We start from the raw sequence: 25,719 nt of genomic DNA, 5'->3' as shown, positions 1-25,719 counted from the left end.
TCAGTGAGTAATTTCTGTCTCTTCGTCCCGTGTTCCCATGTCCGTCAATTTCAGGTTGACAGACCAGTAGGCAACACAAAAACCCTAGAATTGATAGAGAGACTGTAGAATGGAAAATGCTGTCTTTTAATCAATTAAAAATTGTATGGCAAAAAAGAGCTTGATTGAGCGCGAGAAAAAGCGCACCAGGTTGATAGAAAAGTATGCTGACAAGCGGGAAGCTCTTCTGGATGAGTTCAGAAGTGCAGAATCTCCCCTGGATAAGCTGGAAATCCACCGGAAGATTCAACAGCTACCCCGGAATAGTGCGCCCACCCGCCACCGCAATCGTTGCTGGCTGACTGGTCGTTCTAGAGGTGTTTACCGCGATTTTGGACTGTCTCGGAATGTGCTGCGGGAATGGGCACATGAAGGTCTTTTGCCTGGAGTTGTTAAGTCTAGTTGGTAGTCAACAGTCATTAGTCATTGGTAAATAACAAAGGACTAATGACAAATGACAAAAATTATTGACCACAACATTTATCAATTCCCAGACTTTCTAAGAGTAGATCGCTGACGGCGTTGGCGATCGCAAACTCTCCATAGAAGCTATTGGAAAAATCATACGACTGCATCTCTGTGACAATGGCAATTACCAGAGAACCAAGGTCGTTTTCTCCTTCCATCCGTTGACGCACAAAAATCTGTGCGGCTCGTTGGGCAATATTTTGGTTGACTGCTTCGGGGATAAATTCTGTATCTAGCCACCGCTGTAAACGCTCTCGTAACCATTCACCTTCGAGCAGCGGATTTTCAGGCGGTGGTAGGGTGATGGGCGGAATTGGTTGAGTCATTTTTTTTATCTTAAACGTAGAGGGACGCAGAGGGAAACGCAGAGGAAAGCAGAGAATGACTGTTAGCATCAAATTGCGTTTCTAAGAGTGTTTTTTTATATTTATTTATGCAATATGATATCGCCGCTATTGTTGAGGGTTATGCACAAGGCTATTTTCTCATGGCTGATGAGCGCGATCGCCTGAGTTGGTACGGAAGTCGCGATCGGACTTTTATTCCTTTGGATGAGCGGTTTCGCTACCCCAAGTCTTTGCAGCGTGTCATCAATCAAGAGCGTTTTAGTGTGGCGATTAATCGGGACTTCCAAGCTGTGGTGGCTGGATGTGCTAACCGCGAAACAACTTGGATTTCACCAGAATTGCAAAAGATTTACTGGCTACTTTACCAAAATGGTTATGCTTATAGTTTTGAAACTTGGCAAGGTGACGAATTAGCTGGGGGAATTTTAGGGATTGTTATTGGCGGTGCTTTCATTGGCGAGTCGATGTTTTACCGCATTCCCGAAGGCTCGAAGGTAGCGATGGTGAAGTTGGTGGAAAGATTGCGCCAGAGGAAATTTGTGTTTTTTGATGCCCAAATGATGAATCCTCATTTGGAGAGGTTTGGTGCTTATCGGATTGAGGATGAAGAATATCAAACTTTACTTAAGCAAGCGTTGCAACGTCGCTGTTCTTTCATGTAAAGGTTGAGAGACTTTTAACACAGCTTTTCTCTTTTCCTCAAGGCATTGATGATCAGAAATATCTGCCTTTGCTATCAATACTCTACAAAAATATGTCCGATCGCAGTCTAGCTCAAGTTGTTGCTGAGTATACAGGAAAAGATTACCACGTTGTCCTAAATGACGTTTACCGAGTTGGATCAATGACGACTTTTTCATCTGAGGTCATTGATTCGGTTAAACAAAAGCTGATGAGTTGCGATTACAAAAAGTGGTTAGCAGATGAGTAATGAAGTGATCGCAGGATTTTTCATTCATCTGAAATAAGGGATAATGGGCTTAACTGTTCCTCTCTTGTTCATTAAGCGTTTATGCAGTTTGAATGGAGTGATGTAAGGAGCGTCTACCTTACATATACTGGGTTAAAGACTATCTCCGAGTGAAACCGTATGTCAGACTTACTTGGAAGAATTACAGTTAATTCCAAACAGTGTGGTGGTCGTCCCTGTATCCGGGGCATGAGAATTCGGGTATCAGATGTACTCGACTTGTTTGCGGCAGGACTGAGTGCCGAACAAATCCTAGAAGAAATGCCCGATTTAGAAGCGGATGATCTTAAAGCAGCACTTGTATACGCTTCACGTAAGCTCAATCATCCCGTTTTGGTTGCATGACGATCTGGGTAGATGCACATCTGTCACCTGCAATTGCAACTTGGATCACTATCACATTCGGCATAACGGCATTAGCTTTGCGTGATGTTGGGCTAAGAGATGCCGAAGATCCTGATATTTTTGAGGCCGCGAGGGTTAGAGGAGTCATCTTCATGACCAAAGACAGTGACTTTGCTGACTTAGTTGATCGTTTTGGAAGTCCACCACAAGTTATCTGGTTGACGTGTGGCAATACGTCAAATGACCGATTGAAAGAGATTCTGAATTCAACATTGCCAGAAGCATTAGAGCTTTTGCAATCTGGCGAAGCGTTAGTCGAAATCAGAGGGGATTAAGGGTATAGGTTCGCCGTAGATTAGGTTTCCTAGCATCAACCCAATATTTTCTTCTACATTCAAAAACAGTCACTCCCGCAACCAGCTAAATAAACCTTCTACTGTAAGGGTGAAATCTTTAGCAAATTCTGGCACTGGCAACTGTGTTCCTAGTTCTCAGTTGGCGCGGTCGAATGCCGTTAGTTGATGAGAGCAGCAGTTAAAAGGTTCTGTCTAGAGATTATTGGCTCAGATAGGCAAGCCAATGAGTGAGCAGCGAACTAATAGTTCAGTGCTTCGCGATCGCACTTAACAGTTAAACAGTTATGAGCAATTGGTATAAATTTTTGTGCGATGTCTGACGACAAGCCGAAGAAGCGTCTACGCTTTGTATCGGTTCAATAGGCGATCGCTTTCGTGTTTAATAAAAGCAAGTTTACTAAGTTCCTATATTAAATTCGGGCAGTCGTTGATTGAATTCGGACAGTCGTTAATTGAATTCGGGCAGTCGTTGATTGAATTCGGGCAGTCGTTGATTGAATTTGGGCAGTCGTTGATTGAATTTGGGCAGTCGTTAATTGAATTTGGGCAGTCGTTAATTGAATTCGGGCAGTCGTTGATTGAATTCGGGCAGTCGTTAATTGAATTTGGGCAGTCGTTGATTGAATTCGGGCAGTCGTTGATTGAATTCGGGCAATCACCGGGATTTATGCCCGATCATCTGCAATTAAAAAGCCTGTCCTGAGTGATGCGTGAGAACGCCAATATCATATATTGAGTGTGGGATACTTATGGCATAGTAGTTGTTGGTTTAATAGATTTAATTAAATATCGGAATAAATCGTCTATTAATAGGTTTGCCGAGATGGGGCCCATACCACGCCAGTAAAAACCAACTTCATGCACTGAGGAGTGCTGCACGACTTTTAACTTAGACCATAGTGGAGATGCCTTCAACTTTTGAAGTTCTGAATTGGGATTTTGATGACTCCTTATATCTTCGGTGACTAAAAATAGGATATCTCCATCAATTTCACCCAAGAGTTCCTCAGATATGGGAAGAAAAGCATAACGTCCTCCCAAGCGCATTTTGTTGCTCGTCTCAAAATGGAGTAACTGATTTGGCGGACGTTGAATACCAGCATCTTTAAATATCTCTCCCTCAAAAGAAGCCGCCTCAGGTAGGAAAACTCCATCAGTACGCAATTCAGCCACCGATATAACTGTAGGTAACAGACGCTGATTTATAGAAGCTTTCAACTGTGCTAAACGTGCATAATAATTAGTCATCAACTGCTGCGCTAACTGAGTTTTCCCTAAGGCATCAGCAGTAGAAGCTAAGAACCCCTTCCACGGTGCAGCTGGATCAAAAGTAGCCAAAACTGTAGGTGCGATGTGGGATAACAGGCTGTAGATATCTTGATGGGAACTCAAGCCCAGAATTAAGTCTGGCTTGAGTCGCAAAAGTTTCTCTAGATTGGGAGACTCCAAACCCACATCCTCAATGCCTTTAAATTTGCCCACCAATCGCTGTAAGTCAGAGACAGCATCCTTTGGGGCAGCGATGGGCGTGACTCCCAAAGCAAAAGTAGGTTCTAATAAAGCGTAAACCAAAACTACTACCCGTTGAGGATGGGCAGGAACTATCGTTTCACCCATAACGTGTTTGACTACGCGGACATCAATTTGGGATGGTGATTTAGTCAAGGAATGACTATTGTTGTGTGAAGGTTTCCACAAGCTGCAACCATACAAAAATAGCAGCAGCAACATTGCAATTAGGGATAGCCATCTCACCATAATTGTTACTTTTATAATTGCCACTTTAAAGTTGCCTCTACCCCGAAAGGTTCACCTCGAAAAACGCGATTAATATTGTAAGCACCTCCATAATAAAGAACGTCAAACAAATTTTGGAAATTTAGTGCTGCTTGGAAGTGGTTGTGGCGGTAGTATAAAGCAGCATCGGTGCGAACATAACTGGGTAAAGTGTATGTGTTAGTTAAATCACCTTCTCTGTCACCAAAATAGAACACACCCAAGCCACCTCCCAACCCTTGCAATTTGCCTTTGGGGATAATATAGGTTGTCCATAGAGAAGCGCTATTTTCTGGAGTATTAGCAAGTAAACTTCCAACTTTAAAAGTGTTGTCACGAGTTACACGACCATCAGTATAGTTGTAAGCGGCAATAATATTCCATCCTGGGGTAAGTTCCCCAGTGAAAAATAGCTCAACACCTCTACTTCTCTGCTCACCAACTTGGATAGCATAGATGGGATTGTTTATATCTGTCGTTACAATGTTGCTTTGGGTGAGTTGGTACAAAGCGAGTGTTGCGGAAAGTTTATTATTGAGCAAGTCGGTTTTGACTCCAACTTCATACTGAGTACCGCGTGTAGGTTCAAAGGAATTGTTATTAACATCTGTACCCAAAGCTTGATCGAAAGAGCGACTGTAGCTAGCGTAGAGTGAAACAGGTGGAATCGGTTGATAAACAATGCCTAAGCGTGGGCTAAACGCTGAATTGGATTGGGAGGTAACACTTCTCTCAATAGGGCTTGTGGGGTCTTGGGTGGTTGTGGCGTCGATCTTTTGATCCTCAAAGTCACCACGTCCACCCAATACCAACTTCAGATTAGGTGCGATCGCTAATTGGTCTTGAAAATAAATTCCTAAGTCATCGATTCTTTCCTTATCTTTGCGAGTGTCCAAAAAATCTCCTGGTGTCTGTCCATAAACTGGATTGTAAATATCAAGCGACGGAAAAGTTCGGATTACAAAACTGAAGGGTGAAACTATCCGTTGATACCAATCAACGCCAACGAGCAATTGGTGTTCTAGAGAACCAGTGTTGAACTTACCCACCACATGAGTATCTTGAGAAAGGTTGCTGACGCTAGTCGGACCCCAAATCTGCTCAAAGCGATCAACGGTACGGTTATCTGCCTCTAAACTCGTTGGTGTGACGTTGGTAGTATAAGGTCGCTCTGCAAACGCATAGCTCAAGCTATTGTACAAAGACCACTTATCACTAAAATTATGCTCAAATTTATAGCCAGCTCGTCCTTGTGTCACCTTCTCTCTGTCTTGCGTGGGATCTCCCACATAGGTGTTAGGAGAAAACTTGCCATTTGGATTTGGTAGTATTGTTCCAATCGCTGGTAAACCCAGAGGGGAGAGTTCCGCTTGTCGTGAATTGAGATACTCCCCGGATACAGTCAACTTTGTGTCACGACTCGGTTGCCAAGTAATCACGGGTGCAAAAAAAGTCCGCTCTGCGTATACATGATTAATATAGCTGCCGGAATTTTCGTAGTCAGCATTGAAGCGATACAACAGCTTTTTATCAGTCGTCAGAGGACCTGTGAAGTCTATGGAGGATTTATATAAGCTATAACTACCGACATTACCCTCTATTGAGTAGTAAGGTGTACTGAGTGGCTGTTTAGTTATAAGATTATACACACCTCCCGGTGAGCCATTTCCGTAAAGTACCGAAGCTGGTCCACGTAGCACTTCTATCCGTTCTATGTTGGCAAGGTCATTTTGAAATGGAGTGCCAATAAAACTAGTGAAATTATCTCTCAAACCATCTCTGAGACTATTTGAAGCCTCAACATCAAAACCGCGAATAATCACACTCTCGCCAAGGCGGCTTGGTTCCGAGTTCTGACCGATACCAAGATTTCTCAGGACATCGCCAACGCGTTTGTCTGCTTGGTCTTCAATCACTGCCCTTGGGACAACTTGAACCGTTTGTGGAATATCCCGGTTTAGCGTATTTGTTCTTGTCCCGGTAGTGGCATCCGGTACGCGATAACCAGTATCTGGGGAAGCAATTACCTCTAGTTCTATCGCCGGGTTTTCCCCTGGTGTCTGCTGTGTTGTTGCAGTGGAAGTTACCCCAAACACCAAACCCTCAGTTTGACTATCAAACAATTCCACCACTGGCGCACCCGTTTTCCCAACTACTGTTAACCGCACCGTGTTAGTGTCCACATTGGTAACTGTAACTAGTGCTATTCCGGCAGATGGCTTTGATTGTTGGAAACTCTCACCACTTGTCAGTTGAAAGTGAGCATTCTTGATATCTGCAACGTAGGAATTACCTTCTACTTTCCCAGAAACTGACAATTTCTCAGAACTGGGCGTAACTAAAATTATCTCTATTCCTTTGTCGGTGGTGTTTACCTTCACATCCGTCACCGACACTACAGGAGTTGTAGCTTGACTAAGTTGGGAGACTTTGTTCTGATCTCTGGGTGTCCTCAGTAAATAAGTTGCGCTGGTGAAAGCAGACTGCATATCACTCAAACTATAAATCTTTTGGGTTGATTTAATTTGATTGGCTGCTATCTGTTGGGGTAATGGTTGTTTGTCAGTTTTTGGTATCTCCTGACTCAGAACAGGAAGAGTATATGCCACCATTGAGGCAGTAAATAAAAGACATCGCCGAAACAAGACAAATAATTTTTCCAAAGCCACTATGACTCCTCACAATTAGCTATTTACTTTGAAATCACCACACTACAAAATATGTCAAAGATATAGGCGATCGCAGAACCAATGAACCTTTATCTTTTGGCATTCATGTTTCTAAAACAATACCAACTGTTGGTAACTGTTACCAAGATTTTTGGTTATCGAACTTTGACAAACAGTACTACTGTTGAAATCAAGCAAATAAGTAACAAGAATCAACCAATTATTAGAACTAAACTTTTTGAATATATTTGACTAATTTTATGCATTGAACTTGATGTAGCTAATCTATTCATTTCACAAGCTTATTTAGTAGTCTGCCAACCCAAATTGTGAAGTGAGGATTGGGGAAAGGCTAAACTGACATCTTGCACCAAGCCCAAAGAAGTGGAATAAAGAATAGAGATTGTTTTCAATCGTGCAAAGTCGATGCAATAGACTAAGTACCAGCATCGAGCTTATGAAAAAAAGTGACCCTGAGAGCCAATCGGCACTGTGATGCAGCCGATGCCACGGTCGTGACCATGTGCCACGAATTATCTGCTTGCACAATCACAGCCGAAAGCTGGCCCAGTGGTGGAATATCTTGGAAGACGGATTCTGGTTGTTCGTCATAGAGAATTCGCAAACAACCACCCCAATCCGTAGGCCATTGCTCATTGAAAAATAGTAGATGAGTTAGAGCTTTGGATGGTTCATCAGTATGAGGGCGATGACAGTGCCCTGAATTATATCGACGAAACCCAATCACCATTGCACAGTCTTTGAGTTCCACCCCAGACATTTCTGTTAAGGCTTGGCGGTAACCGGGTGTCCACAGTTCTTCGATCAGTTCTCGCCAAATGCTGCTAAGATTCTCAAGATTAGAAGATAATCTTCCGTCTGCAATGCGATCGCGCCAGCGAACTGCCAACTCAGGACTGGCGCGATGGCTACGCCCAAAGCAGGCATCGCAAAACTTAGACATTAAAGCAATATCCTCATTACTAGCAAGCATTTCACTCCACAGGTATCCATATCCTTCGCCCTTTGATAAGCGAAACTGTTCCTGGGGAAAGTTAATAGCAAGTTCCAAACTAGCCTCTTTGGGCAACAAATTCTCGATCACAGCATAGCGATATGGAACTGACTGCATTCCTATATGACGTATGGCATCTAAATTTAGCATCTTGATTGTTGGCAGTGACAATCATTTCCCTATCACTGCAATTTTAATTGCGATTTATCTAAGATTTGAAATCTCTATCTTTTGCTGGGCAAATTTTTTATTGAGTGCTAAACCCATAGCCGCAGCTAGTAATAATCCGCAAACATAATTAGGTTCGGGTACTGATTTGGTCGGGCTAATAAATCCATACTTCTGCAAAACTTCCTGTCCTTTGGGTGATAAAATATAATCTGCTAGTTTCTGTGCATTCGGGTCAGCATTTTTGATAACTGTTAAACCAAATGGTGCTGCAACAGACAAATAATCTGGTAGCCCAACTACTTGGAGACTCGGATCAATTTTTTGCGATGCGATCGCGCCAGTATAGTAAGCCAAGAAAACATCTGCTTGCTGAGTTTTGTCAATAAAATATACTAAGCTGTCCTGTCCTGATGGGACTATTGGGGAATTCGTTCCACCTGTTAATTGCAAGGCTTTACTATTCAGAGTATCAAAACTACCAGGGTTTTTTGAATTAGCTTGAGTAAATATCTGTTGAGTGTAGTCTCCAAGAGGATCTAATATAGGTGTTGCAATTCCCAACTTGATGTTGGGATTTAGTAAGTAATCTAACACCTGATTTGGTGTAATTTTTGCCTGGGAATACTTTGAGGAAAACACCGCTACAACCTGGTTTTGAGTAAATTCCACTGGCTGACTGCTCAACCCCTTAGTGTATAGTTTTTGGGGATTTCCAATATCTGCACTAGCAAAGACATCAGCAGTAGGCTCTCCTTGTTGGAGTTCTGTTTCTATTGCTTGCTCTCTAATCCCTGATGGCCCAAATACTGTATTCGTTCCTATTCCTGTTTCTTGGGTGAAGTCTTGGCTTACTTCCGTTAGTGCATTTCTTAAACTACCTGCTCCATATAAGTTGAGATTAGCAGCAAAAGCTTGATTCGATATCAGAACACTAAAAGCACAAGCCGCCAAAGAACCTGTCAAAAAATACTTTTTCATTTGTTTGCTAAAATCTTTAAATTTTTGGATATTTTTTTTTCAAGGTTAAGACTACCAATTTAGTTGGAACAATGTCAATTATTTTATATAGACAAATTTTGGCTTTATTACAATTAAGATTTACGTATTGACATAAATCAATAAATATGGATATAAATTTTCAGGCATTTAAGCTTGATTTTTCACTATTAAACTGCGATCGCTACTGATTTAAAGGTAATCGCTAACAGCCGGAAAGAACCGAATTTCGTCAAGACACAAGATAGTTATTTTGTACAGTACGTAAGTCTTATACAATCTGGTTTGGTTAAGAAAGTTATACCAATTTTAAAAAAGAATGCGACAAATAGACCATTTGTAGAGACGCGATTCATCGCGTCTTCACCCAAGGATGTGTTGCAATCATTAATTTAATTGGTATTATCAGTTGAGGCAAATAGGAGAAGCAGTTCTTGAGCAAGGGGAGAAATAATTATTGCTCAAGAACTCTTTTTTCTCCCTTACCTCAAGAGCTTATCCAAACTGTATTTGGTTTTGTTAATTATTGAAAACATGGTGGGTGTAAACAAGCTTTTCACCAGTCACACTTAAGAGATTTTCAAATGTTTCCAGAAGTTATTATTGATAGTCTTGAGACTAAAAATATTAGCCTCTCCATTAGAAATATTTTGGTTTCAAAGGAGAAGCCGGAGCAGATAATATGAGGATATTTCTCACATTAGTCACGTAACGACCTCCAGCTTTATCACCTGGAACTACTAAACGAGCAAATCCTTCATCTATTAAAGACACGACTTTACCATTAGAATCTTTTTTTTCAAATGCAATTAGCACTTTTTTCCCTTCAAAGCTAGGTTGAATTTCACCAATAGCTACAACTGCACCATAGCAATCTGTGGCTTCAACTAAAACATATTGCCTCAAAAAAGAGTTTTTAGGATTCAAACCAGAATTCCCAGGTTTTAGACCACCTCCGGCTTTCGGATTATTAATCAATTCCCATAAGGGGACTCCATAGTATGTTTCTGTTCGTGGACCTGAGCCGGTTTGAAAGCTCACAGTGATTTCAGTAACTACTGGTGGATTTTGTTTTTTTAAAGCATCTCGCAAATTTCTCAGATTTTGCAAGTTATAGGTGGTTGGATTCTTGAGTTCCCCACCCAAGCGAAAACTTTGTGAAAAACCTCCAGGACACTTATTTTTCTCCCAGATAGATGGTGTTTTTTCTTCTTTATTCCAGTGAACATCACTCCTGGAGTCAGCTAAACTAGGCTGCCATAAAACCAGTATCGATAGTAGAAAAGACGCAATGGGTATTTGTCGGGTAAAACGCATAAAACATTTCTCCGTTTACTATTGAATATTGAAAAATTAGATAGTTTTGCTCAAAGCTGTTTGCTCACCAAAAATTAGTATCGTTATCGCCAAAACTGAGCAAGTTGACAATAAATTTTGTTAGAAAAAAATCAAACCTTCAAATCGTTCAACTTCCAACTCCTTATCAGACGATACAAAATACCTAGTTTTCAATATGAGTTATTAAAAACTAATAAATCACTTGCCATTAGCCGCAAACCTCTTTTTAGACTTGCGTTTTCAAAATGGATAAGTGTATCTGTGTAATCTTTTGAAGATAATACCAACTTATTGAGTAAATTACTAGACTATTTGGTAATCAAACCTTAACAAAATTAATTTTTATTTCTTTTTTAAAATAGTTAAGCTTAATATTGTAAAAACACTTGCTGTGCTTATTTGCTTTAGAAATAGGTGACTGTCAAGCTAATAAACTGTTTGCAAGTGAGACTCACCTGTAAATTGGAAATTCCAGCGAATAGACTTCTTGCATGAATTAAAAGCACTCACCTTAAATCCCTCTCCCAAGGCTGGAAGAGGGACTTTTAAATTGCCTCTCTTTCTCCAATTTATAAATTAAAAATGCACTACTGTGCCATTGTCATTTTGACTGCAATATCACATGGCTTACCAAAGTATGGTGAACTTGTCACTAAAATATCTACACCAGTGCTTGCATAATCTTTTATATTTTCAGAGGTAATACCACCAGCCACCGCTAGTTTTAAGTTCGGATACTGCTGCTTCAACTTCAAAACCAGAGGCTCAAGGTCTGAGATGGGAATTTTATCAAACTGAATTAAATCTACACCTGCTTGAGCAAGCATCCAGGCATCTGTTGGTGTATCTACTTCAACGCAAATAAGTTGTTCCTGAAACTGTTGTCGTAGTTGATTCATGCGCTCAATTAGCCCAGCTATACCTCCCAGGAATATCAGGTGTTGGTTAAATATCAGAACTGTTTCGGATAATCCTAAGCGATGAAAAAAGCCCCCGCCAGCTAGAACTGCTTTGATGGAAAGCGCTCTAGTACCTGGAAAACATTTACGAGTACTCACAATAGAAACAGACTGATTCACTGTTTTGGCAGTATCTACTAATACTCTGGTACGCGAAGCAATACCGGAGGCATATTCCATCAAATTTAAAGCAACTCTCCAGCCACTGTGCAAGGCTTGAGCAGTGCCACTAGCTTGAAGAATTAATTGCTTTTCCTGGCAGACTGTACCACTTTCCACTTGATAATGAACTTCGGCACCACAATATTTTAATACTCTGGCTGCTTCTTCAGTAGCGCAAATGGTCATCGGATGACGGGTAGAAAACTCGATTTCACCGGGTTGCTTGCCAATGCCAAGTCCGTAGGTTGTCAAATCTAGGTAGGGAACATCTTCCTGAATTAACCTAGCGATCGCTTCATCTGAGAAGAAAACACTCATTTTAGTTTTGTGATCAGCTTACAAATATATAAGCTCAACAAAGATTTACACTAAACCTAATATCATTAAGTTGCAGGAATTGTAATAAGCACTACTATTTTGCCAAAATAGTTGGTAATAAAATAATTTTATAATTTCCTCTGTCCTTTGTACGACGGATCAAGAGTCAACCCTTACAAGCTTATAAGCTCTGCTGCACAAGAGTCTGATTTAGCAGAATTCCTGATACTGATTTTTAGAGATTGCTTTAATAGGTGATGTATAAGAATTAATTGGTAGCTCTACAATCTCGTTTAATATTTTATATACCTACTTTATCGGTAAATATCAGCCATTACTTTTTAGCAAAACTATAAAGTAGTTGATTTAGTTCTAATATAAAATCTGTAATCAAAACAACTTTTTTCTCAAACGGTTAATAAATATTATTTGGGGCATTGTTTATCTGCGTAGACGCAAAGCGGTGAGGGAGTCGCAGTCTTCTCTACGAGACGCTGCGCGAAGGCGGTTTCCGTCGTTAGCGCAGCGTTAGGGACTTCCAGAAAATAAAATATACACTTATTGATAATGATAATTATTTACGATTATTGATTCCACTTTTTTGGCAAAACGTTTGAATAAATAATGAAACAATTACTTTAAATGATATCTATGCTGGTTTAATTATTGTGGTTACTGTGTGTTTAGTGTAAACTTATGCGCGACAGAAATCCTTGGACTATGTGGATAGTGGTTGTAGTGGCTGTTAGTGCAACGGCGATAGGCATTCACAATTTGGAATGGTTTTTAAATGTTACTTGTCTGGTAGATACTATGCCCACTGCTAGTAGACATTGCAAGCATCTGCGCTAGCTTTAGTAACCCACATTCCGCACTTCGATTAGTAGTATCAATAAACTACATATCAAGAAAATCTAAAATTGTAATTTGGATGTAAAGCTTGTAACGTTTTGTGGTAGAAAAAAATGGAGACAAATTTTTTACACCCTTTCTTCAGTAATTAATGTCAGACTAACCCATTCGCCTTTCTCGTTATAGCTGCGAATCATCCGCTGGCGCAGGTTTGGTTGGATTAACCAACCCGCTTCCAAGAACAAGGGTTGACGTAACTGCACCTTGAGGGGAGAAGTTGCAGAAGCGCCATCAGGTAACAATAATACTTGTACTTGCCTTTGGGGATCTTGGTCAAAGAGAACGATGGAACCTTTGATAGTAGCAGTTGAAGTAATTGTCCGTTCCCCAAAAAAAGTACTTTGAATTAATCGCCCAGTATCATCAAGTTGTATTTTCAAAGTTGTAGAGTAAATATCAGGCGATCGCAAATCTCGATATATTGTCACTGCTTCACCAAGCCATTCTCCCAACAAATCATCTATCTGCAAAGGTGGACGTTCTGCTGTTTGTGTTCCAGCTAGATGTTCTCGAATTAAGGTTAGTCCATTTAGCTGACCGTTTTTATCAAAGAGTTGCACCAGACGCAAGCGGCGATTTTCATGAACAAAAGCGAGTTCTCCACCGAATTCGGAAAATGGTCCTAGCTGAATTAAACCTTCAGAAAATGAACCATTTTCAAAAAACAGCAGACCCCCTCCCACAGAACTAAATTCTCTCTTGACATCATCTAGTCCCGAACGGCTCAGAGTTAGGCGCACTGTCTGGTTATTGTTCAAACCGTCCAGCGAAAGACAGCTAGGAGTATCGTTCAGAAGTGTACCTTGAGGAGAAAAATTAGTAAATGAACCTTCCCAGACACCGAGATTTTGCAGAAAACATTGCCATTGCGATTTCATAACGATTTTCCCCCCATGCCCAATGCCTAACCTTTAGCAAAACGTCGGACTGCAAATAAGCTTCCCATTAATCCTACAGCTGCACCGAAACTCAAGAGAATCAGGGGCAATAATAAAATTTGGGCTGGAGTAAGTTGCACCCCGTTGGTGATAGCTTGAATAAACTCAGGTTGATTGGCTAGCAACTTACCGAGAAACTGTTGAATCACAGAAATGAAACTCCAAGCGATCGCACCACCAACTAAGCCAAAGGCAATTCCTTGTAAAATAAACGGCAGGTAGATCCAAGCCGAAGTTGCTCCCACTAGTTGCATAATTTCAATTTCCTGGCGTCGCGCCATGACAATCAGGCGAATTGTCGTAGTAGTCACTGCGATCGCTGTTAAAGTCAGAATAATTGTAATAGTTAAAGTAATCCAGTTCAAACCTTGGTGCAACTGGGCAATGCGTTTAACTGCTTCATCAACATACTGCACCGTATCAACTCCGGGTAACTTAGCCAGCTGGGTTGCTAAAGTTGGTACAACTTGAGAATTACGAGCTTTCACCTTCATTTCATCAACCAGAGGATTCTCACCTAGCTGCTGGGTAGCACCCTCAATATCAGAAATTCTCATTTCCTTAACTAACTTAGTCCAAGCTTCCTGTTTGGTAATAGTTTGTATCGCCGCTACCTCTGGGATTTTTGCGATCAGTGGCTTAATGTTTTCGATCCGCGTATCCGGTTCGAGATAAACTGATACTTCTAACTGGCTACCAAACTGGTAAAGGAGTTTTTCGACTTGCCAAGAGGTTTGCAAACTCAAGCCGAATAAAAACAGTAACACCGTAACAGTACTTATAGCTGCCCAATTCATCCAGCTTCCCCGCAATAAACCGAGGAAAGTTTCTTTGAGCAGGTAGTCAAGTTTTGTGAAAGATTTAAACACACGTCACCCCAGTCAAAAATTGATAACTCATAACTCATAACTCATAACTCATAACTTATAACTCAGCACTCATAACTGACTAGTGACGAGCTTGATAGAATTAAAGTAGGAATTTTCACCATCTAGCCATCAAGACTCATGCCCTCTGAAATTGCTGTAGAGAAAAAAAAGTTAAAAAATCCACCTTTGGAGCTTCATTATTTAGGCGATCGCGTGCTGCGTCAAGCTGCAAAACGGATTTCTAAAGTAGATGACGAACTCCGCCAAGTGGTGCGCGAAATGTTGCAAACTATGTATAGCAAAGATGGCATTGGTTTGGCTGCATCCCAAGTGGGAATTCACAAACAACTAATTGTCATCGACCTGGAACCAGAGAATGCAGCTAATCCGCCTTTGGTGCTGATTAACCCCACCATTAAACAAGTAAGCCGCGATATCTCTGTTGCCCAAGAAGGATGCTTGAGCATACCCAATGTATACCTGGACGTAAAGCGCCCCGAAGTCGTGGAAATAGCCTATAAGGACGAATACGGTCGTCCCCGGACATTAAAGGCTAATGACCTCCTGGGACGCTGCATTCAGCACGAGATGGATCATCTTAACGGTGTGGTATTTGTAGACCGTGTGGAAAACTCCTTGACTTTAGTCCAGGAGCTATCTAAGAATGGCTTCTCGTATCAAGCGGTGAAACCAATAGTATAGGGGGCTAGTAGTGTATTTAACTCCAAAAAGCGGTTTATTTCTGGGTGGTTCTTGTATAAGTGCGATCGCAGCCGTCGGTTCGATTTTTGAGCTCAGTTACGGACATCCAGATTTGGGTGTCCAAGTCACGGCGATTATCCTGGCATTGAGCATTCCACTCACAGGATTCTTTTTCTTTGCCGCAGTGAAGGACGCAAGGGCTAACATAAAATAAGCATCAGGTACATAAAAAAGGTAAAGGGGATGAAACAAAAACGTAAAGTTCACCCTTTTACCTTTTATTTTTACTCTCTATCTTCCACTGCTCCTAAAGCTTTTAGTGTTACTAACTGCGCTGGAGTTAAGCCTCTAACCCCGGTGATATTCATTCCTTCATAGGGTCTAGGCGATCGCAGTGTTTTTAGGCACTTACCCGTCAATACATCCCAAAGCTTAATTGTCTCATCTTCACTGCCACTAGCCAAAGTTTGACCATCAGGACTGAAGGCTACTGAACGGATTTGACTTTCGTGTCCCTTTAAGGTTTTGAGGTACTTACCTTCGCCTACATCCCATAACCTCACGGTTTGGTCTTCGCTACCACTCGCTAGAAATCGACCATCAGGACTGAAGACCACTGACCAGATCCTTTCGCTATGCCCTTCTAAAGTTTTGCAGCATTTGCCAGTTTGCACATCCCATAACTTTACGATTTTGTCGTCACTGCCAGTTGCTAAAAATTGACCATCAGGACTGAAAGCTACTGACCAGATCCGATTGCTATCTACTGGCAAAGTCCAGTCTTTACCAGTTTGCACATCCCATAACTTTACAGTTTTGTCGTCGCTGCCACTTGCCAACATTTGATCGTCGGGACTGAAGGCTAATGACCAAATCCATCTGCTGTGCGCTCGCAAGTTTAGACGGCACTCACGAGTTTGCACATCCCATAACTTCACGCTTGGTTCGTCACTGCCACTCGCCAAAGTATTACCATCGTGACTGAAGGCTACTGACCTTACCCAACTCTTATGTTCCGTCAAAGTTTTCAGGCATTCACCAGTTTGCACATCCCATAATTTTACAGTTTTGTCATCACTGCCACTCGCCAAAATTTTACCATTAGGACTGAAAGCCACTGACCAAATCCATCTGGTATGTCCCTTTAAAGTTTTCAGGCATTCACCAGTTTGCACATCCCATAATTTTACAGTTTGGTCTTCGCTACTACTGGCTAGAATGGGATCTTTAGGACTAAAAGCTACTGACCAGATCCGATTGCTGTGTCCCGTTAAAGTTTTGCTGCATTTGGCTTCTTTTACATCTAGTACATCCCATAACTTTACGGTTTGGTCGTCACTGCCACTAGCTAAAATTTGACCATCAGGATGAAAGGCTACTGACCAGATCCGGCTGCTATGTCCAGACAAAGTATTGAGACATTGATCTGTTTCCACATTCCATAACTTTACAGTTTGGTTTTCATTACCACTAGCCAAAATCTTACCATCAGGACTAAAGGCTACTGATCGCACCCAACTGCTATTTTCCTGCAAAGTTTTCAGGTATTCACCAGTTTGCACATCCCATAATTTCACAGTTTGGTCTTCACTACCACTAGCTACAATTTGACCATTGGGACTGAAAGCTACTGACCAAATCCAACTGCTATGTCCCTCTAAAGTTTTGCTGCATTCATAAGTTTCCACATCCCATAACTTCACAGTTTGGTCTTCACTACCACTCGCCAATATTTGACCATTAGGACTGAAGACAACTGAGCGAACCCACTTTGTATGTCCCTCTAAAGTTTTGCTGCATTCATAAGTTTCCACATCCCATAATTTCACAGTTTGGTCTTCACTACCACTCGCCAATATTTGACCATTGGGACTGAAGGCTACTGACCAAATCCAACTGCTATGTCCCTTTAAAGTTTTGAGCAATTCACGAGTTTGCACATCCCATAACTTTACAGTTTTGTCTTCACTGCCACTCGCTAATTTTTTACTATCAGGACTGAAGGCTACTGAGCGTACCCAACTTTCATGTCCCCTATAGGTAAAAAGTCGTTTTCCATCTTCCACTTGCCATAAGTGAGCATCACCATCGGCATCGCCTGTAGCCAACAGTTTTCCATCTGGACTAAATGCCACCGACAAAATACTACCCAACTTTTCTGTAAAAACTGATTTGGATAAATCAGAAGCAGTAAAATTGACACAATGCAAATTTACGCCCTGCAAGTAAGCTTGCCAAATAGGCAGATCCGAAAAGTCATAGCGGCTTAAATCAACTTGTAGATGGCAAAGCAAATTGAGAACGTTACCACCTGCGTATCCAGGATTAACAACTAATTTTTCTTGGATATTCTTGATAATTTGAGTGAGCTTATCTGCAATAATTTTGGGTGATTTAAAAATATTAAATAAATTTTCTCTGACTGGCTCAACGATGAAGCGAATTTGAGTATCTCTTACATAATCTTTCTCAGTAGATCCCATCAGAGCATGGCTCATAAATAGCGCCATCTGGCCTGTAGAAATCTCTTTACAAATCTTTTCAATAAAGCGCTCAGTAATATACTCCATAACTACAGGCTGGAGAGTAAACTGAGGAGTTTTATCTTCTAGTTTTTGCTCGATTAGCGATCGCCTGCGTAGTGATTCTAAAGCTTCCAGCAATTCCCGTTTTACTAAGAGACGCACAATATCATCTAACAATTCATCTAAAGAAACTAATTCACGCTTGATTGCTAACCAGTAAATGATTTCTTTTTCTAACTCGGAAGTGCGCTTAAATTGCTGATCTAATAAATTACGCGTGTCGCCAAAAATTATCTCTCCTTTATCTAAAAAAGCAGCGATATCACCACCAAATAATTCCCGGATTGTCTCAGAGACTAGTTTTAATGCCAAGGGATTACCCGAATAATTTTTAACCAGTTTTGCCCAGTTGGTAGGTGAACCAGACAATCCTTTATCTTTAAGAATTTTTTGCCCTTCTGTTTCTCCTAATCCGGCTAGTGAGAATGTTCTGACTGGTGATGCTTCTCCCTGTAAAGGTGCAAATTCTTTGGGTTTTTCCCGAGAAGTTAGCACTAAGCAGCTTTGATGAGGTTCTTCTCCTACCCGTTTGAGTAGCTGACCATAACCTTCATATCCTTTTCTATAATCTCCGGCGCGATCGCGTTCTTGCAAAATCGTCTCTGCATTATCCAACACCACAAGACAACGGCGGCTTCGGAAATATTCAATTAGCAGCGTTATTCGCTCATGTACTGTTTCTGGCAAATCAGTTTCTTTCTGATCAGATAAAAATCGGATCAGGTTCGCCAAGATTTCTTCGATAGGTGGAGCATTACGGAGAGTTTGCCAACTCAGGTACTTAAAATTATACTTAACCTCGTCTGCTAGCTTCACAGATAAAGCAGTTTTGCCAATTCCTCCCATGCCTAATAGTGCTACTAATCGGCACTTATCATCAACAATCCACTTCTTAAGCGTGGACAGTTCTGCTTTCCTTCCATAGAAGACATCATGAATAGTAGGTGCTTCGCCCCAATCGTGATCATTGTTGGCAATGGGTTCCACAGTAACTAAAGATGCACGATACTCACTTTCGATAACTTGCTGTAACTTGGTGAGCTTCCCAGGCCCATTGCCACTAACTTGGAATTTCTTATAAACCTCGCTCAATCTTTTGCGTACTGCCTCGGCACTGATATCCAATTCTTGAGCGATCGCATTTGGCGATTTATCTTGAACGGCATGTAATAACACCTCTAGCTCACTGCTAGACACACTCCGGTCTTGGGCTAAAGCCAAAAGAAAGTCTTCAGGAATCTCACTCATACACACATTATGACAAACTACCTACACTCCAATATTAGCTCACTGGGTGAGAAAATTATCTGCCCAGATTGACACTTGAACTATTCTCTGATAAAGAAAATACGTCGTTGAGTCAGTATCTTTAAATAATTTTCTCAATTCTACTTGATAAAGTAACTTGGTTACCTTATTATGTTTTTAAGTGAGTTTTATCAGGCTAGTTTAAGAGCTGAGTGAGTTCAGGCTTCAATTATCCAAACTTAGTGAGTAAGAGGGAAAGGCAAAAGCTGGAACCGTTAATCGATTTTGAAAAGCCAAGCATTCAAAGTCTGTTGTCTGTAGGAACTGCATTTTAAGGGTTAATGCGCGTAGTGTGCCTTCTGCATCATCACGAGCATTGAGCACCTAAGTTTAATTTCAAAATTTTCTTTGCAATCCATTTAAAAGTTTACTTTTCCCATTTGTAAATACCCAAACCACTGTTGTTGGTATTCAAACTTGATTCAGGTTTGGTAGGACTGCTGCGTGCCTTCAAGTATTGGCTCTTTTTTTAGGACGGTCGAGGTAGCCCTAGCTGCTGCTTAGATTCAACTCTCAAAACAGGATAAAAACTATGAAAATCAACCTCAAAGATGATGAAAATCTACTATTTAAGTGGTTTTGTCAGGGACTCAAGTATTTTCTGCTGACTCTGCTTGGTTTGGCGATCGCTCTTGTTTTATCTCAGGTTTTTGGCGCTATCTCAATAGTTGGGATGCTGTTATCCACAAGTCTATGGATATGGTTTGTGAGGATAGTAGTATCTCTGTTTTGTCTATTTGCGATCGCCATGATAATTGAGTCTTGGAGTTGATTTATCACTCAATTATCAGCAATAGGATTGCAATTTTAGGTTCGTAGTGAAGTTTAATCAACTTTCTTGGGTTAAGTGCAAGTTAGCCCAAGGCTTCCCACTAGGAGATTATATCATGTCAAACAACAGCAACGGCTCTGGGGGAGAAACACTTTCGCCACTTTTAGTCATCTTAGTGGCAGGGTCAATCTCTTTGGCGATCGTTAACAAAGATAATCAACCAGCATATTTTGACATAGTTAAAATAGCTATGGTCTATAGCTTTGGCTCAATCAAGTCCCAAGGAAAAACTAAACATTCCAATGACCCAGATGAGACAGATGATGATAAGTTGAAATAGTGGATATGAAAACTATCTGTGAAGACAGTAAAAAATAACTGTTTTTTACAGATAGCCTGCTAAAGGTGAGTTGCAGATTATAATTTGCTTCTAAAATAGAAGAATGCTGTCAACTCACACTCAACTACTGCGACTGTCTCAAGGACAACTCAACTTACTAGAAGCTTGTCCGCGTAAATTTCAACATACCTATCTAGAACAACTCAATTCGCCCTCAAACCCAGAACAAGAAGAACGGCAAACTTTGGGTAGTCGCTTTCACCTGCTAATGCAGCAGCGAGAAATGGGTTTGCCAATTGATAGTTTCCTGCAAGCAGATGCTAAACTGCAAAGCTGGATGCTAGCTTTTGCCGATGCAGCGCCAGAAATTTTAACAGCTGCATCTGATAATCAAACTTTCCGTGAAAGTGAACACTTCCGCACTTTGCAAGTTCAGGATTATTTGCTGACGGTTGTCTATGATTTATTGATTGCAGATAACCAACAAGCGCAAATTCTCGACTGGAAAACTTATCCTAAACCACCCAATAAACGCAAGTTAGAATCCAACTGGCAAACACGGCTTTATCTGTATGTATTGGCAGAAACTAGCGACTATTTGCCAGAAAATATTTCGATGACTTACTGGTTTGTCCAATCTGAAGGCAAGCCGCAAAATATTAAATTTAATTACAATACTGCTCAACACACACAAACAGCAAAGAAACTTAATCAACTATTAAACCAGTTAACTACTTGGCTGGAAAATTACCAAAATAACCAGCAGTTTCCTCAAGTGGTGGAGGGTAGCAAAACCTGTGATTATTGTCAGTTTGCCAAACGGTGCTATGCCTACGGCGGTAAACTACGCACACAAACTACTGAAGAAGCAGTGACAGACTCATTGCCAAATTTTGACAGCATTCAAGAAGTCTCACTCAACCCTATACTTTAGAGCAATACGCTTGGGTTAAGGCTAAAAAATAAAACTGGCGTCGCACCTGTGTACTTGATCCCGGTGCGACAAAGTTTGAAGTACCCCAAAACGACTTTGAAGTACCCCAAAACGACTTTGAAGTACCCCAAAACGACTTTGAAGTACCTGAAAACGACTTTGAAGTACTTCAAAACGACTTTGAAGTACCTGAAAACGACTTTGAAGTACCTGAAAACGACTTTGAAGTACCTGAAAACGACTTTGAAGTACCTGAAAACGACTTCGAGGTATCTGTTTCTAAGATACAAGGTTGGGGAGCCACTGCGCCCCGCTTCTATTCCTCTCCCCGTTGGCGTCAGCCTGCCGTTGGCAAGCAAAGAGAGGCTTTAAAACCCTCATTCCCTGTCTTCGAGACGCTGCGCGAACGTAGGGAAGGGGAGCTAGGGGGCTAGGGGATTAGGTTTGCGAGGCTTTGGTGTTACGAAAAACACTTTTCAAACATCCTCTTACCTCAACCAAACCTACTATTCTTCTTAACCCAAGCATGTTGATAGATTAGAGGATGTTTGTAAAATCCAATAAGGGTGTAAAGAAATCACAACTTCTAAATTTATGTCAAGCTTTGATGAAACCGAAGCCATTTATGTCCGCGAATTAGGAATTGATGACATTGCTCCCATTTACCACTTGGGAGAAGGGTTATTTACCAGCGACCTAACTCCTCACTCCTAACTTAAGTTTATATGCCAGAACAACAGCAGTGGATTATAGCAGCAACCGAACAACCCCCAGAGTGGTTCATCCAAGCGGTGAAACAGCATACACCCGTATCAAGTGGAATATATGCAGCGCAATTGTTGTGGCAACGGGGAATTAAAGATGATCAACAATTAACAGCTTTTATCAACCATAAAGCTTATCAACCAGCCAGTCCCTTTGAGTTTGGGCAAGAAATGCACCTAGCGATCGCCCGGTTGCAACAAGCATATAACGCCAGAGAAAAAATTGCCATCTGGGGAGACTTCGATGCTGATGGGATTACCGCCACATCTGTACTTTGGGATGGATTGGGGCAGTTTTTCAAACAAAATACTCAGTTAATTTACTACATTCCCAATCGCCTGAAAGAATCCCACGGACTCAATAATCAAGGGATTGATAACTTAGCAAAACAAGGTTGCAAATTAATTGTTACTTGCGACACAGGTAGCACAAACATTGATGAAATTATCTATGCCAAACAACTATGTATAGATGTAATAGTTACAGACCATCACACCTTACCTACCGAACGCCCACCCGTCGCAGCAATTATCAATCCCCGTTATTTGCCAAGGAAACATCAGCTGTTTAATCTTTCTGGGGTGGCGGTAGCTTATAAGTTGGTGGAAGCATTATATCAAACTCTGCCTAATATTGCAAAACATCCCTTAGAGGATTTATTAGATTTAGTAGCAGTAGGATTAATTGCCGACTTAGTGCAGTTAAGTGGAGATTGTCGCTATTTGGCACAGATGGGAATTCAACGACTGCAAGCAGATTTTCAACAGCCAGCTACAGCGCGTCGGCGTCCGGGGGTGGGGCGATTATTAGAATTGTGCCAGAGAAGTGGCGATCGCCCCACAGATATTTCTTTTGGTTTGGGCCCAAGAATTAACGCTGTCAGCCGCATTCAAGGTGATGCCAGTTTTTGCGTTGAATTATTAACTAGTCGCGATGCCAAACGTTGTAACGAACTAGCCGAAGTTACAGAACTCGCAAATGCCCGCCGCAAATCTTTACAAAAAGATGTGCAAGCGCAAGTAGCACAAAAACTTACTCAACTAGACTTATCAACCACCAGCGTCATAGTCCTAGAAGATGCCCAATGGCCTGCGGGTGTATTGGGCTTAGTTGCCGGACAGGTAGCACAAGAAACAGGTCGCCCGACCATTTTATTAAGTACGGAAGGGAGTGGGGAATCGGGAGTAGGGAGTGGGGAAGAAGATTCCGCCCCTACTCCCTACTCCCTACTCCCTACTCCCTTAGCAAGGGGTTCTGCTCGTTCGGTGAATTCCGTCGATTTATACCAACTGGTGAAAGACCAAGCACATTTGTTACATCGCTTTGGCGGACATCCCTTTGCAGCGGGTTTGAGTTTATTAGTAGAGAATATTCCTTTATTTACAGCGGCGATTAATCAGCAGTTGCGGCAATCTTTAGGTAGTACAACCCTAACGCCTACCATGCAAGCAGACTTGACGGTAACAGTAGCAGACTTGGGGAAAGAGTTATTTTTGGAAATGAAACTACTAGAACCTTGTGGAATGGGCAACCCTGTTCCGAAATTGCTAATTCAAAACTGCTATTTTGAAAATGCTTGGCATCGCAATCAGCAGGATTGGCAAGGGAAAAAGGTACAGTACATTAAAGCCGAGTTTGACATTCGGGATGATTCTAGCAGAAGTGCTTTTCCTGGTATATGGTGGGGACACTACAAAGATGAATTGCCCATAGGAAGGTGTGATTGCATAGCAGAACTAGACTACAACACCTTCAAAAAACGTTATGAAATCAGATTAATTGGCGTGCGTCCCAGTGTTAACTCAGCACTCAATGCTCGGAATGGGCTAAACGCCCCGCTATCGCTAACACCACTTATCTTAGACTTACGAAATCAGGAACACTCAGGAATCAGGACTCAGGATTCAGCACTGATTATCGAAGATTGTCCCACTAATTGGGATAATTTACGCGCATGGTTGCGGCGATGTCTAATAACAAGCCGCTCTGCGTCTGTGCTTCACAATCAGCAACAATTAGCGATCGCTTGGTCTAAACCCAACCACCAACCACCTAATCAAATTTGGCTGACTCTTGTAGGAATTGCCAAATATCTCAGTCGCACAAATCAACTAGTTACTCGCGTCCAACTTTTAGAGAAAATCGGCATTAGCGACCAAACCTTACTTGTAGGAATCAAAGCTTTAAAATCTTTAGGGTTCACAGTCAAACTACAAGACCGTTATTTGCAAATCACCTGGCATCAAAACGATAGTGCAGAAAGCTTTGCTGATGCAGCAGTTGAACGATTTTTAGCCGCTGTCCGAGAAGAACAATTTCAGCAACAGTATTTTGCCGAAGTGCCTTTATCTACTATTGTTGCGATCGCCAGCTCCGACAATTATTAACCCAAGTTGCGGGTTATCAGACTGCGAGTGAAAAGCACCTTAAGAGGAATGCGATCGCACAGAGCCTTCACTTGGTCTTCTCTCGGTTGCCTTGCTTAGTGAGCTACGGAATGCAACCAGAGAAAACATTTTTTGCCGTTTAGCGACCGGTCATTTGCTCCAGCTTTTCGGGGTAACGAGCACCTTGCACCGTGATTTTGGAGGCAGCGTTATCGATGTCATGCAAATCGTCGGGCGTGAGTTCGACTGAGACTGCCCCGATGTTTTCGTCCAAGCGATGCAGCTTCGTGGTGCCTGGGATCGGAACAATCCACGGCTTCTGGGCAAGCAGCCAAGCGAGGGCGATCTGAGCAGGTGTCGCCTGCTTCCGTTCTGCGATGCTGCCGAGCAGATTAATCAGGGTCTGATTCGCCTTGAGAGCCTCCGGCGTGAAGCGAGGCAGGGTGCTGCGGAAGTCGGAGCTGTCGAAAGTCGCTTTTTCGTCCATCTTGCCAGTGAGAAAGCCCTTGCCCAGCGGGCTGTACGGGACAAAGCCGATTCCGAGTTCCTCAAGGGTTGGTATCACTTCCTTCTCAGGAGTTCTCGTCCACAGCGAGTATTCGCTCTGGAGAGCAGTGATCGGCACAACTGCGTGCGCGCGACGGATCGTTTGCACTCCTGCTTCAGAGAGTCCAAAGTGCTTAACCTTACCTTGCTGAATCAGTTCCTTCACCGCTCCTGCCACGTCTTCGATCGGCACGTTCGGGTCAACCCGGTGCTGATAGAGCAGGTCGATTGTCTCGACCTTGAGTCGCTTGAGCGAGCCTTCTACGGCCTGCTTGATGTGCTCCGGCCGGCTATTCAGTCCGGGCAAACCCTTCATCCCGCGGGGATCGGAATTAGGACTCACGTCGAACCCGAATTTGGTGGCGATCGCCACTTGCCCGCGGAAAGGAGCGAGGGCTTCGCCCACAAGCTCTTCGTTCAATAACGGGCCGTAGACCTCGGCGGTGTCAAAAAAGGTAACACCGCGATCGATGGCAGCCCTCAGAAGAGTGATCATCTCCTGGGTGTCTTTGGGCGGGCCATAGGAAAAGCTCATTCCCATGCAGCCCAACCCGATCGCCGAGACTTCCAGATTACTGTTGCCAAGTTTGCGGTTTTGCATTGTTTTTCTCCGTTAATGTGGAACTGATATTGTTCGCCGTCGATCGCTCCCGCCGTTGTCAGTCGCCTTCGCTGCGATCGCTGCTCACAGGGAAGGTCGTCGATAGCTAGAACGAACCGCATCTTCCAAAC

24 protein-coding genes and 1 pseudogene are annotated in these 25,719 nt (G+C 42.1%); 13 read left to right on the top strand and 12 right to left on the bottom strand.

The genetic code is table 11. The annotated features are described in order from the left end of the window. The first annotated feature begins 145 nt into the window (after positions 1 to 145). The gene (gene rpsN, locus V7K46_RS30365) at positions 146 to 448 is read left to right on the top strand and encodes a 30S ribosomal protein S14 (protein WP_298913413.1); all 303 of its coding nucleotides are present in this window, start codon (positions 146 to 148) and stop codon (positions 446 to 448) included. 55 nt (positions 449 to 503) lie between these two features. On the opposite strand, the gene V7K46_RS30360 is transcribed toward rpsN, so the two are convergent. Beyond that, positions 504 to 833, bottom strand: a complete 330-nt coding sequence (locus tag V7K46_RS30360) for a hypothetical protein (RefSeq protein ID WP_012410384.1) — start codon at positions 831 to 833, stop codon at positions 504 to 506. A 107-nt stretch (positions 834 to 940) separates the two neighbouring features. On the opposite strand from V7K46_RS30360, the gene aat reads away from it, so the two are divergent. The 5 genes from aat to V7K46_RS30335 all read left to right on the top strand — a co-directional run bounded on the left by aat (position 941) and on the right by V7K46_RS30335 (position 3,228). After that, entirely contained in the window at positions 941 to 1,516 is a 576-nt protein-coding gene (gene aat / locus V7K46_RS30355) for a leucyl/phenylalanyl-tRNA--protein transferase (protein WP_335119894.1), read from the top strand. A 92-nt stretch (positions 1,517 to 1,608) separates the two neighbouring features. Further along, on the top strand, positions 1,609 to 1,785 hold the full coding sequence (locus tag V7K46_RS30350; protein WP_335119892.1) for a hypothetical protein: 177 nt from the start codon (positions 1,609 to 1,611) through the stop codon (positions 1,783 to 1,785). 159 nt (positions 1,786 to 1,944) lie between these two features. Continuing rightward, the gene (locus V7K46_RS30345; RefSeq protein WP_196526632.1) at positions 1,945 to 2,169 is read left to right on the top strand and encodes a DUF433 domain-containing protein; all 225 of its coding nucleotides are present in this window, start codon (positions 1,945 to 1,947) and stop codon (positions 2,167 to 2,169) included. Then, on the top strand, positions 2,166 to 2,504 hold the full coding sequence (locus V7K46_RS30340; protein WP_335119889.1) for a DUF5615 family PIN-like protein: 339 nt from the start codon (positions 2,166 to 2,168) through the stop codon (positions 2,502 to 2,504). Before V7K46_RS30345 ends, V7K46_RS30340 begins: the two co-directional genes overlap by 4 nt. A 328-nt stretch (positions 2,505 to 2,832) precedes the next feature. Next, complete coding sequence (locus V7K46_RS30335) at positions 2,833 to 3,228, top strand: hypothetical protein (protein WP_335119887.1); 396 nt, start codon at positions 2,833 to 2,835, stop codon at positions 3,226 to 3,228. A 44-nt stretch (positions 3,229 to 3,272) separates the two neighbouring features. Here the strand turns inward: V7K46_RS30335 and V7K46_RS30330 are convergent, their stop codons facing one another. The 8 genes from V7K46_RS30330 to V7K46_RS30295 all read right to left on the bottom strand — a co-directional run bounded on the left by V7K46_RS30330 (position 3,273) and on the right by V7K46_RS30295 (position 14,648). Further along, positions 3,273 to 4,307: an iron-siderophore ABC transporter substrate-binding protein gene (locus tag V7K46_RS30330; protein WP_335119885.1), complete on the bottom strand. Its 1,035-nt coding sequence runs from the start codon at positions 4,305 to 4,307 to the stop codon at positions 3,273 to 3,275. Beyond that, entirely contained in the window at positions 4,295 to 6,970 is a 2,676-nt protein-coding gene (locus tag V7K46_RS30325; RefSeq protein WP_335119883.1) for a TonB-dependent siderophore receptor, read from the bottom strand. Before V7K46_RS30325 ends, V7K46_RS30330 begins: the two co-directional genes overlap by 13 nt. A gap of 436 nt (positions 6,971 to 7,406) precedes the next feature. Then, complete coding sequence (locus V7K46_RS30320; protein ID WP_335119882.1) at positions 7,407 to 8,156, bottom strand: 2OG-Fe(II) oxygenase family protein; 750 nt, start codon at positions 8,154 to 8,156, stop codon at positions 7,407 to 7,409. A gap of 33 nt (positions 8,157 to 8,189) precedes the next feature. Continuing rightward, a complete protein-coding gene (gene modA, locus V7K46_RS30315) occupies positions 8,190 to 9,134 on the bottom strand; it encodes a molybdate ABC transporter substrate-binding protein (protein ID WP_335119880.1) in 945 nt (314 codons plus the stop codon). A 657-nt stretch (positions 9,135 to 9,791) separates the two neighbouring features. Continuing rightward, positions 9,792 to 10,469: a hypothetical protein gene (locus V7K46_RS30310; protein ID WP_335119878.1), complete on the bottom strand. Its 678-nt coding sequence runs from the start codon at positions 10,467 to 10,469 to the stop codon at positions 9,792 to 9,794. A 608-nt stretch (positions 10,470 to 11,077) separates the two neighbouring features. Beyond that, entirely contained in the window at positions 11,078 to 11,929 is an 852-nt protein-coding gene (gene modD / locus V7K46_RS30305) for a ModD protein (RefSeq protein WP_335119876.1), read from the bottom strand. Between the two features lie 980 nt (positions 11,930 to 12,909). Continuing rightward, positions 12,910 to 13,719: a DUF3598 family protein gene (locus tag V7K46_RS30300; RefSeq protein WP_335119874.1), complete on the bottom strand. Its 810-nt coding sequence runs from the start codon at positions 13,717 to 13,719 to the stop codon at positions 12,910 to 12,912. 26 nt (positions 13,720 to 13,745) lie between these two features. Further along, the gene (locus tag V7K46_RS30295; RefSeq protein WP_335119872.1) at positions 13,746 to 14,648 is read right to left on the bottom strand and encodes a cell division protein FtsX; all 903 of its coding nucleotides are present in this window, start codon (positions 14,646 to 14,648) and stop codon (positions 13,746 to 13,748) included. 138 nt (positions 14,649 to 14,786) lie between these two features. Here V7K46_RS30295 and def point away from each other — a divergent pair, with 138 nt between their 5' ends. Both def and V7K46_RS30285 read left to right on the top strand, forming a co-directional pair. Beyond that, the gene (gene def, locus V7K46_RS30290) at positions 14,787 to 15,350 is read left to right on the top strand and encodes a peptide deformylase (protein ID WP_335025035.1); all 564 of its coding nucleotides are present in this window, start codon (positions 14,787 to 14,789) and stop codon (positions 15,348 to 15,350) included. 10 nt (positions 15,351 to 15,360) lie between these two features. Then, positions 15,361 to 15,564 carry a hypothetical protein gene (locus tag V7K46_RS30285; protein WP_335119870.1) on the top strand — a complete coding sequence of 68 codons (204 nt, stop codon included), beginning with the start codon at positions 15,361 to 15,363 and terminating at the stop codon, positions 15,562 to 15,564. A 70-nt stretch (positions 15,565 to 15,634) separates the two neighbouring features. Here V7K46_RS30285 and V7K46_RS30280 read toward each other — a convergent pair whose 3' ends face one another. Next, positions 15,635 to 19,183 carry an NB-ARC domain-containing protein gene (locus tag V7K46_RS30280; RefSeq protein ID WP_335119868.1) on the bottom strand — a complete coding sequence of 1,183 codons (3,549 nt, stop codon included), beginning with the start codon at positions 19,181 to 19,183 and terminating at the stop codon, positions 15,635 to 15,637. A gap of 592 nt (positions 19,184 to 19,775) precedes the next feature. Between V7K46_RS30280 and V7K46_RS30275 the strand changes: the two genes are divergently transcribed. The 5 genes and pseudogenes from V7K46_RS30275 to recJ all read left to right on the top strand — a co-directional run bounded on the left by V7K46_RS30275 (position 19,776) and on the right by recJ (position 24,441). Then, complete coding sequence (locus V7K46_RS30275) at positions 19,776 to 20,015, top strand: hypothetical protein (protein WP_335119866.1); 240 nt, start codon at positions 19,776 to 19,778, stop codon at positions 20,013 to 20,015. A 115-nt stretch (positions 20,016 to 20,130) separates the two neighbouring features. Continuing rightward, complete coding sequence (locus tag V7K46_RS30270) at positions 20,131 to 20,355, top strand: hypothetical protein (RefSeq protein ID WP_335119864.1); 225 nt, start codon at positions 20,131 to 20,133, stop codon at positions 20,353 to 20,355. Positions 20,356 to 20,458: 103 nt separating this feature from the next. After that, positions 20,459 to 21,289: a PD-(D/E)XK nuclease family protein gene (locus V7K46_RS30265; protein ID WP_335119862.1), complete on the top strand. Its 831-nt coding sequence runs from the start codon at positions 20,459 to 20,461 to the stop codon at positions 21,287 to 21,289. Between the two features lie 594 nt (positions 21,290 to 21,883). Next, positions 21,884 to 21,997 (top strand): annotated as a pseudogene (locus V7K46_RS30260) (GNAT family N-acetyltransferase); the annotation flags it as partial. 17 nt (positions 21,998 to 22,014) lie between these two features. Next, complete coding sequence (gene recJ, locus V7K46_RS30255) at positions 22,015 to 24,441, top strand: single-stranded-DNA-specific exonuclease RecJ (protein ID WP_335119860.1); 2,427 nt, start codon at positions 22,015 to 22,017, stop codon at positions 24,439 to 24,441. A gap of 139 nt (positions 24,442 to 24,580) precedes the next feature. On the opposite strand, the gene V7K46_RS30250 is transcribed toward recJ, so the two are convergent. Beyond that, entirely contained in the window at positions 24,581 to 25,588 is a 1,008-nt protein-coding gene (locus V7K46_RS30250) for an aldo/keto reductase (RefSeq protein WP_335119857.1), read from the bottom strand. Then, positions 25,519 to 25,710 (bottom strand): hypothetical protein, encoded by a 192-nt coding sequence (locus V7K46_RS30245; protein ID WP_335119855.1) that lies wholly within the window; start codon positions 25,708 to 25,710, stop codon positions 25,519 to 25,521. The genes V7K46_RS30250 and V7K46_RS30245 overlap by 70 nt, the downstream gene beginning before the upstream one ends. Between the last annotated feature and the right edge of the window lie 9 nt (positions 25,711 to 25,719).

Origin of the sequence: Nostoc sp. (assembly GCF_036917395.1) — a bacterium.
Lineage (GTDB): Bacteria > Cyanobacteriota > Cyanobacteriia > Cyanobacteriales > Nostocaceae > Nostoc.
This window is presented reverse-complemented; position numbering and strand designations above follow the sequence as displayed.

What these genes read in the sequence shown, in the direction of transcription:
- rpsN (WP_298913413.1), top strand. Translation starts at nt 146, where the DNA reads ATGGCAAAAAAGAGCTTGATTGAGCGCGAGAAAAAGCGCACCAGGTTG.
- V7K46_RS30360 (WP_012410384.1), bottom strand. Translation starts at nt 833, where the DNA reads ATGACTCAACCAATTCCGCCCATCACCCTACCACCGCCTGAAAATCCG.
- aat (WP_335119894.1), top strand. Translation starts at nt 941, where the DNA reads ATGCAATATGATATCGCCGCTATTGTTGAGGGTTATGCACAAGGCTAT.
- V7K46_RS30350 (WP_335119892.1), top strand. Translation starts at nt 1,609, where the DNA reads ATGTCCGATCGCAGTCTAGCTCAAGTTGTTGCTGAGTATACAGGAAAA.
- V7K46_RS30345 (WP_196526632.1), top strand. Translation starts at nt 1,945, where the DNA reads ATGTCAGACTTACTTGGAAGAATTACAGTTAATTCCAAACAGTGTGGT.
- V7K46_RS30340 (WP_335119889.1), top strand. Translation starts at nt 2,166, where the DNA reads ATGACGATCTGGGTAGATGCACATCTGTCACCTGCAATTGCAACTTGG.
- modA (WP_335119880.1), bottom strand. Translation starts at nt 9,134, where the DNA reads ATGAAAAAGTATTTTTTGACAGGTTCTTTGGCGGCTTGTGCTTTTAGT.
- V7K46_RS30310 (WP_335119878.1), bottom strand. Translation starts at nt 10,469, where the DNA reads ATGCGTTTTACCCGACAAATACCCATTGCGTCTTTTCTACTATCGATA.
- modD (WP_335119876.1), bottom strand. Translation starts at nt 11,929, where the DNA reads ATGAGTGTTTTCTTCTCAGATGAAGCGATCGCTAGGTTAATTCAGGAA.
- V7K46_RS30300 (WP_335119874.1), bottom strand. Translation starts at nt 13,719, where the DNA reads ATGAAATCGCAATGGCAATGTTTTCTGCAAAATCTCGGTGTCTGGGAA.
- def (WP_335025035.1), top strand. Translation starts at nt 14,787, where the DNA reads ATGCCCTCTGAAATTGCTGTAGAGAAAAAAAAGTTAAAAAATCCACCT.
- V7K46_RS30280 (WP_335119868.1), bottom strand. Translation starts at nt 19,183, where the DNA reads ATGAGTGAGATTCCTGAAGACTTTCTTTTGGCTTTAGCCCAAGACCGG.
- V7K46_RS30275 (WP_335119866.1), top strand. Translation starts at nt 19,776, where the DNA reads ATGAAAATCAACCTCAAAGATGATGAAAATCTACTATTTAAGTGGTTT.
- V7K46_RS30270 (WP_335119864.1), top strand. Translation starts at nt 20,131, where the DNA reads ATGTCAAACAACAGCAACGGCTCTGGGGGAGAAACACTTTCGCCACTT.
- V7K46_RS30265 (WP_335119862.1), top strand. Translation starts at nt 20,459, where the DNA reads ATGCTGTCAACTCACACTCAACTACTGCGACTGTCTCAAGGACAACTC.
- recJ (WP_335119860.1), top strand. Translation starts at nt 22,015, where the DNA reads ATGCCAGAACAACAGCAGTGGATTATAGCAGCAACCGAACAACCCCCA.
- V7K46_RS30250 (WP_335119857.1), bottom strand. Translation starts at nt 25,588, where the DNA reads ATGCAAAACCGCAAACTTGGCAACAGTAATCTGGAAGTCTCGGCGATC.
- V7K46_RS30245 (WP_335119855.1), bottom strand. Translation starts at nt 25,710, where the DNA reads ATGCGGTTCGTTCTAGCTATCGACGACCTTCCCTGTGAGCAGCGATCG.